Source organism: Parathalassolituus penaei (assembly GCF_026626885.1).
Taxonomy (GTDB): Bacteria; Pseudomonadota; Gammaproteobacteria; order Pseudomonadales; family Oceanobacteraceae; genus Oceanobacter; species Oceanobacter penaei.
Window position 1 is genome coordinate 15,102 of the sequence record NZ_JAPNOA010000059.1, and the last position, 20,857, is coordinate 35,958.

Annotated in this window: 15 protein-coding genes and 1 tRNA gene; 5 read left to right on the forward strand and 11 right to left on the reverse strand. The window is 55.7% G+C overall.

Annotated features, from left to right (window positions below):
- Positions 1 to 24 precede the first annotated feature (24 nt).
- Positions 25 to 642 carry a helix-turn-helix domain-containing protein gene (locus OUO13_RS18265; RefSeq protein ID WP_283175346.1) on the reverse strand — a complete coding sequence of 206 codons (618 nt, stop codon included), beginning with the start codon at positions 640 to 642 and terminating at the stop codon, positions 25 to 27.
- An 85-nt stretch (positions 643 to 727) separates the two neighbouring features.
- Between OUO13_RS18265 and OUO13_RS18270 the strand changes: the two genes are divergently transcribed.
- The 4 genes from OUO13_RS18270 (at position 728) to OUO13_RS18285 (ending at position 7,428) form a co-directional block, all read left to right on the forward strand.
- Complete coding sequence (locus OUO13_RS18270; RefSeq protein WP_283175347.1) at positions 728 to 2,542, forward strand: response regulator; 1,815 nt, start codon at positions 728 to 730, stop codon at positions 2,540 to 2,542.
- A 125-nt stretch (positions 2,543 to 2,667) separates the two neighbouring features.
- Positions 2,668 to 2,925, forward strand: a complete 258-nt coding sequence (locus OUO13_RS18275; RefSeq protein ID WP_283175348.1) for a hypothetical protein — start codon at positions 2,668 to 2,670, stop codon at positions 2,923 to 2,925.
- Positions 2,926 to 2,970: 45 nt separating this feature from the next.
- On the forward strand, positions 2,971 to 5,862 hold the full coding sequence (locus tag OUO13_RS18280) for an insulinase family protein (protein WP_283175349.1): 2,892 nt from the start codon (positions 2,971 to 2,973) through the stop codon (positions 5,860 to 5,862).
- Between the two features lie 90 nt (positions 5,863 to 5,952).
- Positions 5,953 to 7,428: a protein adenylyltransferase SelO gene (locus OUO13_RS18285; RefSeq protein ID WP_283175350.1), complete on the forward strand. Its 1,476-nt coding sequence runs from the start codon at positions 5,953 to 5,955 to the stop codon at positions 7,426 to 7,428.
- A gap of 148 nt (positions 7,429 to 7,576) precedes the next feature.
- Here the strand turns inward: OUO13_RS18285 and OUO13_RS18290 are convergent, their stop codons facing one another.
- From OUO13_RS18290 to OUO13_RS18325, 8 genes are all read right to left on the reverse strand, one after another.
- Positions 7,577 to 8,671, reverse strand: coding sequence for a porin (locus OUO13_RS18290; protein ID WP_283175351.1), 1,095 nt, complete (start codon positions 8,669 to 8,671; stop codon positions 7,577 to 7,579).
- 407 nt (positions 8,672 to 9,078) lie between these two features.
- On the reverse strand, positions 9,079 to 10,875 hold the full coding sequence (locus OUO13_RS18295; protein WP_283175352.1) for a TIGR03545 family protein: 1,797 nt from the start codon (positions 10,873 to 10,875) through the stop codon (positions 9,079 to 9,081).
- A gap of 5 nt (positions 10,876 to 10,880) precedes the next feature.
- Positions 10,881 to 11,387: a TIGR03546 family protein gene (locus OUO13_RS18300; RefSeq protein ID WP_283175353.1), complete on the reverse strand. Its 507-nt coding sequence runs from the start codon at positions 11,385 to 11,387 to the stop codon at positions 10,881 to 10,883.
- A gap of 108 nt (positions 11,388 to 11,495) precedes the next feature.
- A complete protein-coding gene (locus tag OUO13_RS18305) occupies positions 11,496 to 14,603 on the reverse strand; it encodes an efflux RND transporter permease subunit (RefSeq protein ID WP_283175354.1) in 3,108 nt (1,035 codons plus the stop codon).
- 12 nt (positions 14,604 to 14,615) lie between these two features.
- Complete coding sequence (locus OUO13_RS18310; RefSeq protein ID WP_283175355.1) at positions 14,616 to 15,764, reverse strand: efflux RND transporter periplasmic adaptor subunit; 1,149 nt, start codon at positions 15,762 to 15,764, stop codon at positions 14,616 to 14,618.
- A 445-nt stretch (positions 15,765 to 16,209) separates the two neighbouring features.
- A complete protein-coding gene (locus OUO13_RS18315; protein ID WP_283175356.1) occupies positions 16,210 to 16,692 on the reverse strand; it encodes a DUF4124 domain-containing protein in 483 nt (160 codons plus the stop codon).
- 29 nt (positions 16,693 to 16,721) lie between these two features.
- Entirely contained in the window at positions 16,722 to 18,431 is a 1,710-nt protein-coding gene (recJ, locus tag OUO13_RS18320) for a single-stranded-DNA-specific exonuclease RecJ (RefSeq protein ID WP_283175357.1), read from the reverse strand.
- A 50-nt stretch (positions 18,432 to 18,481) separates the two neighbouring features.
- The gene (locus tag OUO13_RS18325; protein ID WP_283175358.1) at positions 18,482 to 19,333 is read right to left on the reverse strand and encodes a DNA ligase; all 852 of its coding nucleotides are present in this window, start codon (positions 19,331 to 19,333) and stop codon (positions 18,482 to 18,484) included.
- A gap of 164 nt (positions 19,334 to 19,497) precedes the next feature.
- On the opposite strand from OUO13_RS18325, the gene OUO13_RS18330 reads away from it, so the two are divergent.
- On the forward strand, positions 19,498 to 19,899 hold the full coding sequence (locus OUO13_RS18330) for a 2-amino-4-hydroxy-6-hydroxymethyldihydropteridine diphosphokinase (RefSeq protein ID WP_283175359.1): 402 nt from the start codon (positions 19,498 to 19,500) through the stop codon (positions 19,897 to 19,899).
- On the opposite strand, the gene OUO13_RS18335 is transcribed toward OUO13_RS18330, so the two are convergent.
- Together OUO13_RS18335 and OUO13_RS18340 are read right to left on the reverse strand one after the other, a co-directional pair.
- Positions 19,881 to 20,597: an SDR family NAD(P)-dependent oxidoreductase gene (locus OUO13_RS18335; protein ID WP_283175360.1), complete on the reverse strand. Its 717-nt coding sequence runs from the start codon at positions 20,595 to 20,597 to the stop codon at positions 19,881 to 19,883. The genes OUO13_RS18330 and OUO13_RS18335 overlap by 19 nt on opposite strands.
- A gap of 180 nt (positions 20,598 to 20,777) precedes the next feature.
- Positions 20,778 to 20,854 (reverse strand) — tRNA-Met (locus OUO13_RS18340).
- Positions 20,855 to 20,857: the final 3 nt, after the last annotated feature.

The window sequence follows — 20,857 nt, forward strand, 5'->3', positions numbered from 1 at the left end:
CACCAACGCTGCCGGATATACGTCTCAGTTGGACGTTTCACCTTCAGGATCCGGTTGCTCCAGAATGCCGGTGAAACGTTTTTGTTCCAACGGCCAGACTACCCTGAACCAGCCTTCCTGCATACTGGCAGTTGCCGCATGCGGGGACACCAGAATGCAAACAAGATCAGGATTATCTGACTCTTTACGAATTCTGTTCACACTGTGCTGGCTCGCGGCCGAAGTCACCACCACCGCACTGGGCTGCTGACTGGCACAAATAAAGCCGAATTGCATAGGATCGGTGGTCACCATCGGTTCCCATCCGGCCCTACGAGTGCAGGCGGCGATTTCAGCGCCGATTTCATCCTGCTCCGAAAGAATCAGCAAGGTGCGCCCCTGCCCCCGTAGCTCTTCCGGTACTGGCATCTGATTATTTTGCAGAAAGGCGATAAAGCCTGACAGGGGAATGCGGTTATCGCCCCGTCCTGGCAACTTGTACGCTTCCAGGTGGCCACGCTCAATCCAGCGGATGACAGTACGGAAATTGACACCACAGTACTTCGCTACTTCGCCTGTGGTCAGTGCCTGTTTGAGTCTCACGTCATTGCCCAGTCCGGTTATTGCTTCCCACTCAGTATAGATAGGCTTTGGCCTTTGCAAGTTTGAAACAGTATTCTCTCGACAATCCGACGCTGCCGAACGTTCGTGCAGGCAGATGTCATGCGATCAACCGACAGGATGTGACATGAGTTTTAGCGTACTGCTGATTGATGATGAGGCCGGTATCGTTCAGGCCCTGAGCCGGGTGTTTGATAACGCCGGGCTGGTAACCTATACCGCCCATAACCTGCAGGAAGCGCTGGAAATCCTGCGCAATCACATCATCAAGGTGATGATCACCGACTTCCGTATGCCCGGTGGTGATGGCCTCGAACTGTGTCAGCAGGCCCGTGAACAGAGCCCTTGTACCTATCGCCTGTTATTATCCGGCCACGTTGAATACCCGCTGCTACGGGCTGCCTTGCAACGAGGGGATGTTCACAAATTTGTGGCCAAACCCTGGAACAACCAGGCACTGATTCGCGATGTCGAGGAGGGTGCCCGTCAATCCGATCTGATGAAAAAGGTACATACCTTACGCAGTGCAGTCCATGACGACCAGCCAGCCTTTCTGACTGATCGCAACTGGGTGATTCGTCTCGCCAATGCGCGCCTCTGTACCGTCCTCGGTATTCCTGAAGAACAACTGTTGGGCCGAAACCTGTTTGCACCGAGTATTTGTGCCATGCCAGTGATGCAGGAAGCAGAGATCACTCGTCAGACCGAATCTGGTCAGACCTGGCTGGGTTTTTTCAGTTTGCTCGACGTCCAGCGCCAGGAGATTCCAACCTGGATGGTGGTAACTGCACTAAGCCAGGATTACCGCATATGCGTATGCAGTTTTGTTGACCAGGATACCGGCAACGCCAGACGTGAAATTCGCACAGAATTACGCCGTTACTCTGGAAGCCATCAGCTGGATGAGTTCTGCCAGTATCTTGAACACAACTACGGTATGGCGCGCACGTTAGTCGTTGAGTTCCCTAGAGAAATGGTCAACGATGCCGATCTCAGCGCACTCTGTTATGAACGCATCAGTGCTGCAACGGGTGGTCTTAACCGTATATTTACGCCAGCCAGCAACCTGTTTCTGATACCGATTGCCGATACCAGCGCAGATAACTCTGTCACCAACCTTGAAAACACTATTTGCCGCCAGTTCAATGCGCCACTGGTTCATCGCCGCCAGGTCGTACAGGTCACTCCGACACTGCGGATTGAATCGTCCAATGACGAGCAGCCGTTTGCCACCCTGCGCAGCCGTCTCGCCCATTACGAAACGCTGGAAACTCCCGAACAAAATCCCGGTGCAACCAGCATCACTCCGGTCGTCGAAGTCATCCAGAACGCCACCCAACCCGTCATTGTTCATTCCAATGGCCCCGATGTCCTGCCAATCTTTGACCATCAGGGCCAGATTCTCGGCGTGCGTACCTGTCGTCAGGAGTCTCGTCCGGACAGCTGGATGCAATCGACCCTGTCGTGCTGGCAACAGTATCTGCAAACAGCGCCGTTCCTTGCTATGGATACGATCACTGATGATGCCCTGCCAGATGCACCTCTCGCTGCCACCTGTCTGCTGGAAGTGAACGTCAGCATGGGCCTGCCGGAATCCCTGTTAAGCCAGGTCGACCTGTTGCAACGCCGTGGTTTCCAGCTACTGCTGCGCAATCCCTCACAAAACCTGTTGGCCTCCCGCCAGCTGGCAACTCTGCCAATACGGGCATTTGCATTCGGCCCGCGGCAGTTGCAGGAAATGATGGGCGCCGAAGCCGGCTTCCGACGTTTGCTGCAGAAATGGCAGGAACAGGGGGTGAAATTTCTCGGAGAGCAGCTGGACTCCCCCACAGAACTGGCCACCGCCCGACACTGGGGAATGGACTGGTTATGCGGTGATGCCCTGTCGAAACCGGTCAAGGCCAGTCGCCTGAGCTGGTTTGCCAATGTTGATGGCTTCTGAACCGCGCCAAACAACCGGATTGCAATCTCTGAACGGTTCGTCAGCAGGGCCTGACGGCAACGCCAAAGCGGCCTGAAAAGCGCCCCGGATGGTGTATGATGTCAGGCCCTTGTGGAGGAACCGAATTGAACAAAGAAAAAGCGTATCACCAGATTGCCCTGGCCTGCCTGAAAACCCTGCGCAACACCGCCGCCAGCCGCGACGACGCCGTTGCAGAACTGCATCAGGCCATTGATAGTGCCTTCCAGCAGCAATTCGCCCTGCTGTTGTCGGAACTGAATGATTACCGTGACCGTCTCAAGCTGATTGAGTCCCTTGATCCTGAACAGCACAGTCTGGCCGATGCCCAGGCCATTGCCGTTCGCAAAGGCAAGGCACACTGATTTTCTTTCCCGGCTGTCGGGTGTTCTGCGTTTACAGGAGTTGGCATGTTCTCGCCACGCTATTGGTCGTTTTTACTGATTATTGTTGCCGCCATCGTCTATTCGGTGATACGACATGTTATTCAGGAACCCGTGGTTGAACCGGCCACTGAACCGGCACAAACACCGGAAGTAGCCGTTTCGGCGCCCCAGGAGGATACCCTGAGCAACTCCGATGATCCGTATCAGTATCGTTATCTGACCCTCGATAACGGCCTGAAAGTCCTGTTGGTATCTACCCCGGATACCGACAAGGCGGCTGCCGCCCTGACAGTTGATGCTGGCAGTGCCGATGATCCGGCTGGTCGCGAAGGTCTGGCGCACTTCCTGGAACATATGCTGTTTCTGGGCACTGACCCCTACCCGGATGCCGGAGAATACCAGGCCTTTATGAGCCGCCACGGCGGAAGCCACAACGCCTTCACCGCCTACAACCAGACCACCTATTTTTTCTCGATCAACAACGATGCCCTGAGCGACGCTCTTGATCGTTTTGCACCGTTTTTTATTTCACCACGCTTTGACGAAGCCTATGTTGATCGAGAGAAAAACGCGGTAAATGCCGAATACAGCGCCAAGCTGAAAGAAGATTTCCGCCGCATTTTCTCGGCCGAAAAACAGGCCATGAACCCGCAGCACCCGTATTCCCATTTCAGTGTTGGCAATCTCGACACCCTCGCCGACCGCCCTGACAGCAAGGTGCGTGATGATCTGGTGCAGTTTTATCAACAGCACTACAGCGCCGACCGCATGACCCTGGTACTGGCCGCCAACTACCCGCTGGAGCAGCTGCAGGAATGGGCCACAACCCGCTTCGCCGCAGTCCCAGACCGCCAGATTGCCGCCCGTAGCGCACCCGAGCCAATGTTCCAGCCAGGTCAGCTGCCACTGGATCTGAACGTTGAGCCGGTAAAGGAAATTCGTCGTCTGCAGTTCACCTTCCCGATGCCGGAAAGCCTGTCGCTGTACCAGAACAAGCCGATCCAGTTGCTGACCACCCTGCTCGGTCATGAAGGTGAAGGCAGTATTCTGGCGCTGCTCAAACAAAAAGGCTGGGCCGAAAGTCTGACCGCCGGCAGCTCGCTGGCAACCACGTTTGAATCCAATATCGTGGTGCAGATCGAGCTGACCATGAGTGGTCTGCTGCATGTGGATGACATCACCCGTATCCTCGACCAGTACATCAGCCTGCTGAAACAGGGTCCGCTGCCAGACTACCTGATGACAGAACAGCAACAACTCGCGCAGCTGGCTTTCCGCTTCCGCGAGCAGGAAGACATCAGCGATTACGTGGTACGCCTGAGCAGCAATATGCTGGTGTACCCACAAGCAGACATCATCCGTGGTGACTACAAGTGGCAACCGGCCAGCCAGCAACAGCTACAGCCGTATCTGGATGCCCTTGATACTCACAACATGCTTCGCACCCTGATCGCACCGAACGTCACCACCGAAACCGTTGATCCCTGGTACAACACCCCGATCCGTATTCGCCCGTCGTCTTATGTCGCCGCGGCCAGCAACCCGAGTGATCTCGACCAGCTGCACCTGCCAGTGGCCAACCCGTTTATTGCCAGTGATCTCGAAGGCCATGCCCGCAGTGGCGTCAGCCAGCCACAACAACTGGTCAACAAACCGGGCGAAAACGTCTGGTTCTACCCGGACAGCGAGTTCCACCAGCCGGTGGCGCGTATGATTCTGCAGCTGCAGCGTCAGGACCTGTCAGAGCCACGTCGGCTGCTGATTGCCCAGCTCTATACCCGTGCCGTCAACGAAGCCCTGAACACCTACAGCTATCCGGCCAGTCAGGCCGGGCTCGACTACAACCTGTCGGCCTCCAGCCAGGGCATCCTGCTGTCACTGAACGGTTATCAGGACAAACAGCCAGAGCTGCTGAGCCGGGTGTTAAAAGCCATGCAGTCCGTCAGCATGAGTGATGACGAATTCAGCCGTTACCAGGCATCGGTACGCCGTTCACTGGAAAACCAGCAGAAAGCCACACCGTATGAGCGTGGTCTGACCGAACTGAAACGCACCATCTACGAACCGTCCTTCAGCGAAGAACAGCTGCTGGCCGAACTGCCGAATGTCACCCGTGCCGATGTTGAACAGTTTGCCGCCGACCTGCAGGCCACCAGCGCCACCCGCCTGTATATCCACGGCAACATCAGTGACGAACGAGCACAACAACTGACCAGCCTGATTGAACAGCAGTACCCGGCTACCGACGGCCAGCAAACCAGTCCGCAAATCCTGCGCCTGCCTGCGGGCCGTTATCAGAAAGAGCTGGGACTGGAACATCCAGACAAGTCTCTGGTGCTGTACATGCAAGGCACTGACAACAGTGATCACGAACGTGCCACCGTGGCCCTGCTCGGACAGATTCTCAGTGCACCGTATTACCAGAGCATTCGTACCGAACAGCAGCTGGGTTACATCGTGTTTGCCACGGTTTATCCACAACGTAGCGTACCGGGCCTGGTCTTTGCCGTGCAGTCCCCGACCACAGGGCCAGCGGAACTGTATGCACGCAGCGAAACCTTCCTGAATGGCTATCGTGCCACTCTGGCTGCCATGACTGATGCCGAGTTTGCCTCGTTCCAGAGTGGCCTGGTGACACTGCTCACCGAGCCTGCCAAAAACATGGGCGAAAAAGCCGAACGTTTCTGGCGTGATCTGGATATTGGCCGCACCAGCTTCGACACCAACAGCGCCATCGCGGCAGAAGTTGCCAAGGTCAGCCGCGACGAAGTGGTCGCCATGTTTGACAAGATGATTACCCGCAACGAAGTGCCATGGCTGGCGCTGGTACAAGGTGGCAGCCTCGAAGGCTGGACAGCCGCCAGCAGCATTGATCGTAGCCAGCTGCCGGTGTTCAACCCTCGTCCTGCCCAGTAATCCTCCGGCCGGGGCTGCCCGTCAGCCCCGGCCCCGGTTTGTACCGCGCCTCATCCAGCCTTGACCTCGCAACCACGAACGGAGCCAGCCATGAACCAGTGGATTGCCCTTGCCGATATCCGTCTCGACAGCCATTACCGTCAGCTGCCGGATCACCTCTATCACGAGGTGGGTCCAGAGCCCCTGCCCGACCCGCGCATCATCAGCACCAACCACAAGGTCGCCGAACAGCTGGGTATTGATCCCTGCTCACTGGACCCGCAACTGCTGGCGCAGTGGTTGGGCGGACATCAGCTGCCACCGGGGTCCAACCCGCTGGCGATGAAATACGCAGGCCACCAGTTTGGTGTGTATAACCCGCAACTGGGTGATGGCCGCGGTTTGTTACTCGGCGAACTGGTGCATGCTCAGGAACACTGGGACCTGCACCTGAAAGGCGCTGGCCATACCCGTTATTCGCGTATGGGCGACGGCCGTGCGGTATTACGCTCCAGCATTCGGGAATATCTGGTCGGCGAAGCCCTGACCGCGCTGAATATTCCGTCAACGCGAGCGTTGGCGCTGTGCGCCACCAGCCTCAAGGTACGCCGTGAAATGGTCGAAAATGCCGCCACGATTTTGCGCGTCAGTCGCTGCCATGTGCGTTTTGGTCACTTCGAACACCTGTACTACAGCCGTCAGCACGAAGCCCTGCGCGAGCTGGCGGATTATTGCCTGCAACGTTTTTATCCACAGTGCCTGCAAGCCGAAGACCCGGTACTGGCCATGTTCCGCACCATCGGCCGCCGCAGCGCGGCCATGGTGGCCGGTTGGCAGGCTTATGGATTCCTGCACGGCGTGATGAACACCGACAACATGTCGATTCTGGGCGAAACCTTCGATCACGGCCCGTTTGCCTTCATCGATACCTGGAAAGAAAACGCCGTGTATAACCACACCGATGAACTCGGTCGTTATGCCTTCAGCAAACAGCCGGACGTGGTGCACTGGAACCTGTCGGCGCTGGCGCAAGCACTGCTACCTCTGACCACTCTGGAAGGCCTGAAAGCCGCGCTGGATGAATTTCCGGAACAATTCAAAAACGCCTATCAGGCGCGTATGCGCGAACGTCTCGGACTGGCCAGCGAACTCCCCGGTGATGAAGAGCTGATCAGCCATTGGCGCAGCCTGCTGAATCAGTACGAACTCGACTACAACCCGCTGTACCGGGCACTGGCGCTGGCCCAGACATCCCGGGCCAATGGCGAAGCCGACCTCGATGAACTGGAGCTGATTCCCTGGTTACCGGTACTACAGGAATGGTTGCCGCTGTACCGCGCGCGTTTGCAGCAGGAACAACGTTCCAGTGGGGATCGCAAGACGGCCATGCTGGCGGTGAACCCGGCCTATACCCTGCGCACTCATGTAGCCCAGCACATCATTGATGCGGCCGAAAAAGGCGATTACGCCCCACTGAACCAGTGGTTACAGGTACTGCAGAATCCGTTTGTGGATCATCCGGGTCTGGAAGACTGGAAAAAGGCCCCACAGGGCAGTGGTTTTGTGATGCTGAGCTGTTCGTCGTAAGCCACAACACAAGGCCCACGCATCCGTTGCTTGCCACATCACAGGCATAAAAAAACGCCGGTATAACCGGCGTTTTTTCTGGGTGAACCGGGGTGACGGTTCACCTTGCTCCTGACTGTTGTGGTGCTTGTGGCACCACAGGCAGTTATCAGAACTTCAGGACAGCACCAACAGACAGAGCGTATGGGTTGGCATCAGCAACAGTTTTCAGTTTGTTGCCGTGACCACCGTCGACACCGTTGAACTTGGCGTTGTCTTCGTTGTGAGTGCGGGTAGCTACACCGTAAACCGCCAGGCTTTCAGTCAGAGTCTTCTGGGCACTCAGGGAAACCATGGTGGCACCAGTGTCTTCCATATCTTTGGCATCACCAGCTTGCAGAACCTGGCCAGCGTAGAACCACTTGTCAGCCTTGTAACCCAGCTGTGCGCCGTAGGCTTTACGGTTCAGAGCACCGGTGTTGCGAACGTTTTCGCCCAGACCTACAGCAGTCCAGTCACCCATCTTGTAGCTGACAACGGCACGCAGAATGTCTGCATCGGCATCAGCGGAGTAGTTGTTCCAGTGGTCGTAAGCAACGGCCACGCTCAGTGGACCCTGGTTCAGGTCAACACCCACGGCGTGGAAAGTTTGCTTGCTGTCGTCAACGGTTTTGGCGATGTTGTTGGCATTACCGGCATCAGAAGAAGCCTGGGCAGACACCACCAGGTTACCGCCTTCGATGTTACGGATGTAGCGGCCCAGAACCATGTTGTTAACACGGGTATCGAACTTGTTGCCGCCAGCAGCGCTGGCACCAAAGATGGCGCCGTAGTCAGCTACGTGGTCTTTGAACAGATTTTTGCCCATGGTCATTTTGCCCAGGGTGTCGTGACGACCGCCCAGAACTTCAAAAGTCATGGCTTTGTCGGCCAGGTAACGAGCACCCAGGTAGCTGTTACGGGAAGCCAGGTAACCCGTGGTAGAGTCGCCACCATCAACGTTGAAACCGGATTCGATCTGGTAGATCACCTTCAGGTTTTCCAGACCGCTTTCCAGTTCACCCTTCAGACCAAAACGGGAAGAGTTGGAAGACAGGTTCAGGGAACCATCAGACAGGCCAGTAGCGTAGCTTTTCTGATCTTTGGAAACATCAGAGTTTACGTAATCAGCTGACAGGTGCAGTTGGCCGTAAATAGTAGCCTGTGGAGCAGCAAAAGCTACTGCAGGAACAGCGGCAGCAATCATCAGGGCAATCTTTTTCATTTGGTCTCTCTCGCTTTTATATCAGATACCGGTCCACGGGGTTAATAACCGGCACATAAGTGAACGGCGCGGATTCTAGCCACTTCTGAAATAAAAATGAAACTACCCTGAAAGAAAAAAATGCAATTATAGAAATATTTTTTACTTCTCCACAAAAACTACACTTCTGTAATGAAACTGTCACAGATGTGTCATACAGTGGACGACTATTTTGCCAAAACTGATTGCTTTATCTTTTAAAAACAATCAGTTGCCTAAAACAAGACATTCCAGGCCAGCGTCCTGACACTGGTACAAAAACGCCACCATCAGTTACCCGATGGTGGCGCCCCAAAAGTGTTGAAGAATAATTCCGACAGAAAAAAAATGCTCAACAAATGAGCAGGACAATCATATCGGAATATAGTTCAGAGTATTTTCTTTATCTGTTCACCAACCGCTGATTTGGCTTTGTCTTTTGCTTCCTGCTTTTTCTGATCGGCATATTCTTTAAGCTCGGCTTTAGCCAATTCTTCAAGTTTTGTAAAACGATCAGCAAGACTTCCATCCATATCATTTATAGCCTTCAGATCATCTGCATAAGAACCGGCATATTGGTCGATACGCTCATTGATTTTCTTCTGCAAACGCGCCTCCAGTTCATCCTGTTTGGCACGCAGACGCTGGGTAAAGGCTGCACTCAGACGACGATCAAGATCTGATCCCAGCTCCACCTTCGGCGAGGACAACTCACCATTGGCAGCCGCGCGAATGTTGAACTCCTTGACGGTTTGAAGGGCACTGGTGAGTTCTTTGGCAAACAGGGTCTGCCCGCTACCACTGAAACTGGCACTGGCCATCTGCATATCCAGCTTGCTGCTGAGTTTGCCCGCCGACACGTTGGCCGATGCCTGCACCTGGGCCTTGGCTGCATCCAGACGGGTTTCACCAATGCCCAATTCAACCGCTGGCATCTGCCAGTCGCTGCTGGTCAGCGTGAAGGAGTCCGTCGCCGGTTTCTGACGGTGGTCCAGTACCAGTTTCAGGTTCAGGGATTTCGCCGATGGCATATCCACCCCTTCCGCCGTGAACTGCATTGGACGTCCAATCAGGCGCTGCTGGCCAGTAATGTCAATCGCCTCACCTGCCAGCTTGCCGACCGAGGTTGTGGCGTTGATATGAGCCTTGCGAATCAGGAAATCCGGCCATGGATCAGCACTTGGGAAGTGCACAAAACGGCCTTCCGGACGTGGCACCTCCGGCTCTTCAACACCGTCAGTGCTGTTCATCTTATCGAGCCAGGGTGACAATTCCTGATACCAGTGCAACAACCAGGCGGCCCGATTACCCACATCGTCACCAAACAGCAAGCCACTGAGATTCACCGCCCCTTCAGCGTTCAGCTGATACTTGGCGCGAATACTGGCAAGGTCAGCAGCCGGTGCATCGCGCAGGGTCTTTAACTTGTCGGAGAGATCGATGCGGGTTTCTCCGATCAGATCACGGGCACTGGTGATGGCCTTTTTATCGGCCTTGAAGCGAGCACGCAGCTCATCCAGCTTCTGCTTGCGCTGCTGAAAATCCTGCAATGAGGTGATGTTATTGGCGGTCAGCGCCTGCACTTCTTCCTGATAGGCCAGCAGGGCTTTTTCATCTGGCAGTCCTGCGACAGCCTCATTGACCTGCTGTTTGCGGGCATCAAAGGTGCTCACCAGAGTTTTGCCTGCAGCATCGGTTTGTAACGACTCACGCTCCAGAATCTCTTCCGCCGATGGCAGTTCCGCCATCAGCTGTGATGCCAGACCAGAATCCTCCTTGCTGCCTGCAGAACCGTCCAAGGCAGAAGATGCAGATGCCGATTGTGGAAGGGCCCCCGACACCGTACGAGCAGTGTTGAACTCCAACCCATTAATCGACAGCTCCTGAATAATGGTCTTGCCCAGAAACAGAGGCCCGACTTCCAGCGAGGCTTCTGCACGATCAACCTCAAACAGGTTTTCCATCGGCTGACTGGCATTCGCGACCGTCAGGCCACGAATCTCCACCCCGATGGGTGAAAACATCATACTGACGCTCTGAACATCCACTCGCGCCCGCGCCACCTTGCTGCCGAGAGTTTCGATACTGGCGCGAATCAGCCACGGTGCCAGCAACAACCAGATGGCTGCCAACAGGGCAACCACCGCCGCAAAACCAGCCAGACCAGACCAACGAATCCATTTCATGTCTGTTACCCCGCCAGTGATTGATACATACGGTAGAAGTTGGAGGCTTTGATCACCTGCACAATCTTCAGCTTGTTAACCTGTTCCATCACCCGCTCACGATACTGGCGAATCAGCACATTGCTGACCACATACAGAACCGGCGCACACACCAGCCCCAGAATCAGTCCGCCCATGGTCAGGGTGTTGTTAAACGCGGTCATCCGCCAGAACTCACTCTGGTACAGACCGGTAAAGAATTCGCGCCAGTCGGGATTGGTCAGCACGGCTTCACCAATGCGAATCGACAGCGGATCAACCAGCAGAGCAACCAGCGAGAAAAACGCCAGTCCGACCAGAAAACCGCTGATATTGGTACGTAACACCAGCACCAGAAGCAGCAGTAACAGGTTGTGGAAACTCCACATAGGGGTAAAGGCCACCAGCATTCCGAATACAAACGCCAGGGAAATCTGACCCGGTTCCGATTCGGAATTCAGGGCCTTGAGCAAGTTGGCCAGCATACTGAGCATAGGCATGTCCTTCTGCAGAAATGAAAATGGCCACCCGCAGGCAGCCATCCGGAGAGAGTCTGACTATAAAAGCCGTCGGTGATGATTACCACCGACGAGCCTGCAGACTTATGAGACCGTTTTTGGCGAGAATTTCTCCGAAACCTTTGTAACCAGTACATAGAACAGTGGCACAAAGAAGATCGCCAGGAAGGTGGCACTGAGCATACCGCCGATCACACCGGTACCAATCGCCTGACGACTGGCCGCACCGGCACCGGTACTGATTGCCAGAGGCAACACACCGAGCATAAAGGCCATGGAAGTCATCACGATTGGACGCAGACGCATACGAGCCGCTTCAACCGCCGCCTTGGCCACACTCATTCCCTGTTCATGCAGCGCCTTGGCGAATTCCACAATCAGAATCGCGTTTTTCGCCGACAGACCAATGGTGGTGAGCAGACCGACCTGGAAGTACACGTCGTTCGCCAGCTCACGGAACGTGGCCGCCATCAGGGCACCCATGATACCCAGAGGCACCACCAGGATAACCGCAATCGGCACCGCCCAGCTTTCATACAGAGCCGCCAGACAGAGGAACACCACCAGCAACGACAGGGTATACAGCAGAGGGGTTTGGGAACCGGACATACGTTCCTGATACGACAGGCCCGTCCATTCGATACCCACACCCGGTGGCAGTTTCTGCACGATTTCTTCAATCGCTGCCATCGCATCACCGGTACTCATACCCGGCGCGGCTTCACCCTGAATATTCACCGCTGGTACGCCGTTATAACGCTCCAGTTTTGGTGAACCGTATTCCCAGAAGGTGCTGGAGAAGGCGCTGAACGGCACCATTTCACCCTGATTGTTGCGCACATACAGACCATCAAGATCTTCCGGCAACATACGCGCTGGCGCGTCAGCCTGCAGGTAGACCTTCTTGACGCGGCCACGATCCATAAAGTCGTTCACGTAAGAACCACCCCAGGCCGTGCTCAGGCTATCGTTCACATCGCTGATGTTCAGACCCAGAATCCGCACTTTTTCGTAGTCGATATCGATACGGAAAGTTGGTACATCCGGCATACCGTTTGGACGTACACGCGCCAGACGTGGATCTTTCGCCGCCATACCCAGCATCATGTTACGAGCCTGAATCAGCTTGTCATGACCAATGTTGCCACGGTCCTGCAGCATCACGTCGAAGCCGGATGCGTTACCCAGTTCGATGATCGGCGGCAGGTTGATCGGGTAAATCACCGCGTCCTTGATCTGCGACAGACCACCCCAGGCACGACCAATGACAGCCTGCACCACCAGACCAGGATTCTGACGTTCATCCCATGGTTTCAGACGCACAAACGCCAGACCCATGTTTTGCCCCTGACCAGCAAAGCTGAACCCGGATACGGTAAAGACCGAATCTACCGCCGGGTCCTGCTGGTAATAGGCGGTCAGCTGGTTCATAACCTCGATCGTACGATTCATAGTCGCACCAGCTGGCAATTGCACCAGGTTCAGCACCACGCCCTGATCTTCTTCCGGCAGGAAGGAAGTCGGCAGGCGCACATACAGCGTCGCCATCACACCCACCATCGCCAGGAACACCAGCACCATACTGACCGGGCTGCGCAGCGTACGGCTGACACCGTTTTCGTAGCTGCGAGTGGTCGCACCGAAGAAGCGATTGAACAGACCAAACAGACCTTTCTGACCATGATCGTCATGGTGTGGACGCAGCAAGCTGGCACACAAGGCAGGAGTCAGGGTCAGAGCCACCAGCACCGACAGCGCCATCGCCGACACAATGGTCAACGAGAACTGACGGTAAATGGCACCGGTAGAGCCGGTCATAAAGGCCATTGGTACAAATACCGCCGACAGCACCAGCGCAATACCAATCAGAGCACTGGTGATCTGATCCATGGAGCGACGGGTTGCTTCTTTGGGGGAAAGCCCTTCTTCTTCCATCACCCGCTCAACGTTTTCTACCACCACAATGGCGTCGTCCACCAGCAGGCCAATCGCCAACACCAGACCAAACATGGTCAGGGTGTTGATGCTGTAGCCGAATACTGCCATCACACCGAAAGTACCCAGCAGTACCACAGGCACAGCAATGGTCGGGATCAGGGTTGCCCGGAACTTGCCGAGGAACAGGAACATCACCAGGAACACCAGCACCACCGCTTCGATCAGGGTGTTTACAACCTCCTCAATCGAGATACGCACAAACGGCGTGGTGTCATAGGGATAAATCACTTCCATGCCAGTTGGGAAAAACGGCTGCAATTCAGCAATGCGAGCACGTACAGCATCCGCGGTATCCAGGGCGTTGGCACCACTGGCAAGCTGGATCGCCAGACCGGTAGCGGCCTTGCCGTTGTAATAACTGTCGGCGGCATAACTCTCAGCACCCATTTCGACGCGCGCGATATCGCGCACACGCACCTGGGAGCCATCCGGGTTCACCTTGACGAGGATATTTTCAAACTCCTCAACGCTGGACAGGCGAGTCTGGGCAATAATCGTAGCGTTCAGCTGCTGATTTTCGACTGCTGGCAGACCGCCCAGCTCACCGGCTGGAAACTGGGTATTCTGGTCAGAGATTGCACTTTTCACTTCCAGCGGTGTCAGGCCGTAGGCATTGAGCTTTTCCGGTTGCAGCCAGATACGCATGGCGTACTGAGCACCAAACACCCGAATCGTGCCGACACCCGGTACCCGTGACAGCGGATCCTTGAGGGTACTGTTGGCGTAGTCGGCAAGGTCCGATTTGTTCATAGAGCCATCACCCGAGACCAAACCCACCACCATCAGGAAGCCGGTACGGCCTTTACTGACCTGCACACCCTGGCGCTGAACCGCTTCCGGCAGCAAGGCTTCGGCCTGTGCCAGCTTGTTCTGCACCTGAACCTGAGCGATGTCCGGATCGGTATCGGCCGAGAAGGTCAGGGTTACCTGGGCACTACCAGCGGAACTGCTGTTGGATGACATGTACAGCAGGCCATCCAGACCCGTCATGTTCTGTTCGATCACCTGGGTAACACTGTCTTCCAGGGTTTTCGCAGACGCACCCGGATAGGTCGCCTGAATCGTCACCGATGGCGGCGCAATTGATGGATACTGCTGAATGGGCAGGTTCAATACCGAGAGAGTACCCGCCATCATGATGAGGATAGCGATTACCCAGGCAAAAACCGGCCTGTCGATAAAAAATCGGGCCATATGTCTGCCTCCTTACTGAGCCTTGTTGTTGCCAGAACCAGGCATGGCAACCGGATTCGGGTTCACAGTTGCACCCGGTGCGGCTTTCTGCAGGCCAGACAGGATGACTTTTTCACCACCGTTCAGACCAGAACGCACCAGCCACTTGTCACCCACAGCCTGACCCAGTTCAACTGGACGAGCCTCAACCTGATTGGCATCGTTTACCAGCATCACAGTCGTGCTGCCGTTCGGATTACGCTGCACCGACTGCTGTGGAACCAGCATAGCGGCGTCCAGGGTTTCGGTTACCAGACGGGCACGCACAAACATACCTGGCAACAGGGAACGATCTTCGTTCTGGAACAGCACCCGCACGTTCACCATGCCAGTACCTTCATCCACACCAACGTCGGCAAACTGCAGTTTGCCTTCTTCAGCCATGGTTGAACCGTTTTTCAGCTCCAGCAGCACCTTGGCGGCATCGCTGTGTTTCAGCTGCAGGAAACTTTCCGCAGGGCTCTGCACGTCGACGTACACAGGGGAAATCTGGCGAATAATGGTCAGGGCGGTGCTCTGCTGAGCCGATACCAGCGCACCCTCGGTGTAAAGAGAGCGGGAAATCACACCGGAAATCGGTGCTGTGATTTCGGTGTAGCCGAGATTAACCTCAGCGCTGCGCACGGCGGCACGAGCAGCCTTGATCTGGGCATCAGCCTGTTTGGATGCGGCTTCGGAATCATCCACTTCCTGCTTGGAAATCGCAGATGTTTTCGACAGCGCCTTGTAACGCTCGGCTTTTACCCGGGCGCTGTAGGCGTTGGCTTCCGCCACTGCCAGTTGGGCTTCAGCGCTGGCCAGAGCCGCCTGATATAAGGCCGGGTCAATCTGGTACAGCTTGTCACCCGCTTTTACAAACGCACCTTCCTCGAAGAAACGTTTGCGAATAATGCCGCTGACCTGTGGACGGATTTCCGCCACCCGGTAAGCGCTGACGCGCCCCGGCAGAGTGTCAGATAGTTCCAGAGGCTGGGTGGCGACGGTGACCACATCCACGCCTGCTGGCGGCATTTGCATGGCGGCGGCACCGGCTTTGCCTTGCTCACCCTGTTGGCAGGCGGCCAGTGACAGCAGCATGGCTCCCAGCAATGGCAGCCGGTAAAAACCGGGTCGTGTAATCATTCGTCCCATACCTTCCTCTTGAATCGTTTGAATCAGAATTGTTATCTGCCGTTGAATGCCTGACATCCGCTCAGGGGTAAAACATCCTCTGCGACTGTACTGCAAGTCTGCATGACGGCAGGACTGGCTGCGGGCACCAGTTTGGATACTGAGCGTTATATCGGCCTGCGATGGTACTGACTAGAGCCTGATTCGGAATGAATTGTTGGCCTTTTTGCAACAGTATCAGAATCCGGCAATGTTGCAGGAATGAGCCGTAATATTGCGATTGCGGCTAGCAGACATCACAACAAAAGGCTTGATAGTGGATCTTTCATGCATTCATGACAAAAGATGTATGTGCTATTGAGCCACGATGAACAAGGCTGTTGCGCTTATAAACACCTTGCAACTGTTGCAAAATAGTGAGCAAAGACGCTTTTTAGCGGAACGAACGTTCCGCAATTTAGCGGCAAACCTGATTCATCTCATCACGCAAGCGGTTCAATTGATCGCGACGCTGGCGTAATTTATCAACGGATGACGACAGGTTATGACTGATGCGGTCGTACTGGCCGCGCAACTTCGCACAACGCTGCTGGCGTTGCTGCTCGCGCAGCTGCTCCCTGGCAATCGCCGCTGCGCGCTGTTCACGCATCTGTCGGACTTCCGAGCTCGAACGGCTGTTGATCACACCCGACTGCGGCTGCACCTGAGTGTATACAGAAGGCTCAGATGGGTTGACCGCCGTAACCTCGGCACCCGCCGCCCGAGCCGCCTGGGCATCACCAAAATGCAAATGCCCCTCGGCATCGCGCCACTGGTACATCTCGGCCGCAGACACCGGTGTCCACACCAGAGCGATCAGACTCAGCAGAAAAATACGCGCAAGACGTATTCCAAGAGATGGGATACCACTAACCGAAAAGACTCCGGTATTTCTGGCCATCAATATTCACCTCCTTGTGAACGTTCAACTCAGAAATCAGGCAACTGCCGGATCAGTAATTGCACCGACTGCCGCCCGCGAAACTCATTGATCTCAAGCTGGAACACCATGCGCGCTTGCTGAATTTCCGGGCGCGGCCAGACCGACGGATCGATATTGAACCAGATGGCGTCAAATACCCGACCCGATCCCAGCGGCTCCAACACCATTTTCAGGTGACGTTCACCGACCAGTTTCTGCTGAACGATACGAAACTCCCCAACAAACACCGGCTCCGGAAAACCCTGCCCCCAGGGCCCGGCCCAGCGCAGCTGCTCAGCCAGCTCCAGCGCCATATCATCGGCCGTCAGCTCACCATCTACCTCGATACGCTGCTGCAACTGATCAGCATTGAGCAACTCACGGCACACTTCGTCAAATGCCGCACGGAACGGTTCGAAACAACCAGGATTCAGCGTCATGCCCGCCGCCATGGCATGACCACCAAACTTGCGCATCAACCCCGGATAACGTTTGTCGACCAGATCCAGTGCATCACGCATATGCAGCCCGGCAATCGATCGCGCTGACCCCTTGAGTTCGTCACGATCACCACTGGCAAACGCAATTACCGGCCGGTGTACTTTTTCCTTGATGCGCGATGCCAGGATACCAATCACGCCTTGATGCCATTCCGGATGAAACAGACACAAGCCGGTCGGCAGGTTTTGTTGTTGCCAGCCCTTCAGGAAACGCTCGGCATCCGCCGACATGGCCGCTTCGATGCCGCGGCGGTCGCGATTGAATTCGTCCAGCTGGGTCGCCATTTCCAGCGCCAGCAACGGATCATCGGTAAGCAGACATTCGATACCGATACTCATGTCATCCAGACGACCAGCCGCATTCAGTCGCGGCCCCACCACAAAACCAAAATCGGTACTGACAGCCCGAGCCGCATTCCGCCCCGCTACCTGCAACAAGGCTGGAATTCCCACGACGGCACGTCCGGCACGAATCCGGCGCAACCCCTGCTCCACCAGAATCCGGTTATTGCGATCGAGTGGCACCACATCCGCAACCGTAGCCAGCGCCACCAGATCCAGCAACACCGCCAGATTCGGCGCTTCAGTTCGGAAATATCCCATCTCCTGCAAACGCGCCCGCAACGCCAGCATCACGTAAAACACCACCGTACAACCACAGGCAGCCTTACTGGCAAACCTGCAGCCATGCTGATTCGGATTCACAATCGCCGCGGCGGCGGGTAACTCACCACCCGGCAGGTGATGGTCAGTCACCACCACCGGAATACCGGCAGCATTGGCCGCCGCAACACCTGCTACTGCCGCAATGCCGTTATCCACCGTCAGAATCAGATCGGGGCGCCGTTCAACCGCCACCGCCACCAGCTCCGGCGTGAGGCCATAACCGAAATCGAAACGGTTGGGCACCAGATAATCAAGACGGGTTGCCCCCAGCATTCGTAACGCCCGAATGGCCACCGCCGTACTGGTTGCACCATCGACGTCAAAATCGCCGACAATCAGCAAGGAACGCTGTTCGGTCACAACGGGCAACAAATAATCCACCGCCTGCTGAATACCGGCCATGTCATACCAGGGCAACAGATGCTTGAGTGACAACTCAAGCTCAGCGTTTTCACGCACACCACGAGCGGCATAAATACGCTGCAGCACCGGGTGTAACCCGGAGTTTTGCAAGGCGTGTTGTGGATGCTTGCGCTCGACTACCTCAACCATAATGCTGGCCAACCTGTTTTCTCATCTCACCGGCAGTGTATACGAAAACCCTATTCCGGCGGACGTACCCGCACAAAGCGGGCAAAACGCGGCAACCCTGTGCGGGTAACGCCACTGCTGCTGTAGGTGATTCGCGTGCCCACAGCCGGTGGCTGACGGCGCAACGCGTCACTCAACCCTGTGCCAATACGAAACTCACGACCGTCATCGGCTCGTACCTGCAAGGCACCGGTTTGTCCCTGATATTTTCCTTTACCGGGGATGTAACCAATCACCACGGCCTCGGCATCATCGACGGGTTTGAGTTTGCACCAGTCGCTACTGCGGCTGGCCTGATAAAAGGAGCCTTTGCGGCGTAACACCAACCCTTCACCGCCGCCGCTGACCACCGTTTGCAGCCAGCTTTGCAAATCCTCATCGTTGGCCACTGAACGCTGCTCTACCAGCCGGATCACGGCTGAATCCCGAGTAGCCGCTTGCAAGGCCAGCGCCTGCAAACGCGCCTCCAGTGGTAAATCGCTGCGTGGAAGGTCAAACACCATAAAGTGCACATCCTGCCAGTCAGCCAGCGGACGTTGTCCGGCGCGCACCAGAGCACTGACACGCTCGAAGGAACCTCGCCCCGCCCACAACTCACCGTCCAGCGCGACACCGGCGGGCAGTGCTGCCTGCCACTCAGGCGGAATCGCAATGGGGTAGCCGGAACGTGTCAGCAGCTGTTCACCATCCCACCAGGCTCGTACACCATCGAGTTTTTCACTGACCAACCAGGCCACCGGCGACCAGCCGGATTGCCAGCGTTCTGCCAGCATGACAGGAGGAGGTGAAATCTGAGCCAATGGCCACAATGGCCAGCACATCAGAACAATCATCAGGATGACGGAAAGCAGGGCATGATCCATCGGCGGCACTCCTTGTATCGCAACAGAGGGCCAATTTGCGGCTACCGACGCCATCACACCAGTACCACTGAAGCAAGTTCAGCATTTAGCATTAGGTCAACAAGGCTTGACAGCCCGCAGCGGGTTTTGAATCCTTTCTGCCGGACAATAAAAAAGAAGTGCTTATGCGTTATTACCTGCTCGGACTTGGCAGCAACATTCAGCCCGACCAACATCTTGCCCGCGCCTGTAGCGAACTGGCGCAGCGTTATCAGCTGTTGGCCAGCTCTCCGGTAATCGCCACGCCCACCGAAGGCTGTGGTTTCCACTATCCGTTTCGTAACCAGCTGGCGCTGATTGCAACCGGACTGGATGCCACTCATCTCAAACAGGAATTATTAAAACTGGAAGCCGACTTCGGGCGCGAACCCAAAAGCCCGGAGCGCAAACATCACGATCGCACCATTGATGTGGATATTCTGGTGGAAAGCAACCACGCAGAAGACTGCCTGCGCGAACCGCTGCAAGATCGTTATTATCAGGCAGTGATGGAACAGTGGCCTGCAGCTCAGACGTTAAAAGTCTGATCGTAACGATTAGCCACAAAACGTCCGCCGTCGACGCGCATCACAGTTCCCGTCATGGCATCGGCGGCCAGCAGAAAATCACAGGCCTGCACAATAGCGCCGTAGCCCAGCTCACGACGAATCAGCGACTGCGATAACACTCGCTGCCGGTATTCTTCAGAATGCTCAGGCAAAAATTGCACAGGCCCTGGCTGAATCACATTGACCCGCACCCGTCCCGCCAGACGCTGGGCCATGCTCAATGCCCAATTCTGCAAGGCCGCCTTGCTGGCGCAATACACACTGAAACGCTGATTGGGAATTTCGGCGTAGATATCACTCATCACCACCATGGAAGCAGTGGTCGTCCACTGATTGTCCAGAGCCGCGGTGATCTGCACCGGTGCGCTGACATGCACCTGATAATGACGTGTTACATGATCACCGAGCTCAGCAGCGCCAACAGCAGAATCCGGAACAAAGCAGGAGGCGTTATGAATAACTGCATCAACCGGCCCCAACCCTGCCAATTGCAAGCACAAAGCCTGCACCGCCAACGGATCAGACAAGTCAGCCTGCAAGCGCACAATACGGGGATCGTCCGGTAACTCACACTGACTGTTGTAATGAGCCAGTACCCGCCAGCCCAGCGACCAGTAATGCTCTGCCAGTGTTTTGCCCAGCCGTCGCCCGGCACCGGTAATCAGGATGGTTTTCATAACGTGACTCTCCGTGAATCCACGGAAATTGGAACATGAACGGGCCATGACTCGCCAGCGTCAGAAAATCGACTTGCGAAAACGCCAAATCAGCCGACAAAAACTGATAAATGGTGATTTTTTAGCAACAAGGTTTGATGATTATTCCCGGAGCGGGAAAGATACTACAAAAGAGGGAAGTGGTTGCGGGGGCCAGATTCGAACTGACGACCTTCGGGTTATGAGCCCGACGAGCTACCAGGCTGCTCCACCCCGCGACA

Coding starts and splice junctions, on each gene's coding strand:
- OUO13_RS18285 (WP_283175350.1), top strand. CDS start 5,953: ATGAACCAGTGGATTGCCCTTGCCGATATCCGTCTCGACAGCCATTAC.
- OUO13_RS18330 (WP_283175359.1), top strand. CDS start 19,498: ATGCGTTATTACCTGCTCGGACTTGGCAGCAACATTCAGCCCGACCAA.
- recJ (WP_283175357.1), bottom strand. CDS start 18,431: ATGGTTGAGGTAGTCGAGCGCAAGCATCCACAACACGCCTTGCAAAAC.
- OUO13_RS18280 (WP_283175349.1), top strand. CDS start 2,971: ATGTTCTCGCCACGCTATTGGTCGTTTTTACTGATTATTGTTGCCGCC.
- OUO13_RS18295 (WP_283175352.1), bottom strand. CDS start 10,875: ATGAAATGGATTCGTTGGTCTGGTCTGGCTGGTTTTGCGGCGGTGGTT.
- OUO13_RS18315 (WP_283175356.1), bottom strand. CDS start 16,692: ATGGCCAGAAATACCGGAGTCTTTTCGGTTAGTGGTATCCCATCTCTT.
- OUO13_RS18305 (WP_283175354.1), bottom strand. CDS start 14,603: ATGGCCCGATTTTTTATCGACAGGCCGGTTTTTGCCTGGGTAATCGCT.
- OUO13_RS18300 (WP_283175353.1), bottom strand. CDS start 11,387: ATGCTCAGTATGCTGGCCAACTTGCTCAAGGCCCTGAATTCCGAATCG.
- OUO13_RS18325 (WP_283175358.1), bottom strand. CDS start 19,333: ATGGATCATGCCCTGCTTTCCGTCATCCTGATGATTGTTCTGATGTGC.
- OUO13_RS18335 (WP_283175360.1), bottom strand. CDS start 20,597: ATGAAAACCATCCTGATTACCGGTGCCGGGCGACGGCTGGGCAAAACA.
- OUO13_RS18290 (WP_283175351.1), bottom strand. CDS start 8,671: ATGAAAAAGATTGCCCTGATGATTGCTGCCGCTGTTCCTGCAGTAGCT.
- OUO13_RS18270 (WP_283175347.1), top strand. CDS start 728: ATGAGTTTTAGCGTACTGCTGATTGATGATGAGGCCGGTATCGTTCAG.
- OUO13_RS18310 (WP_283175355.1), bottom strand. CDS start 15,764: ATGATTACACGACCCGGTTTTTACCGGCTGCCATTGCTGGGAGCCATG.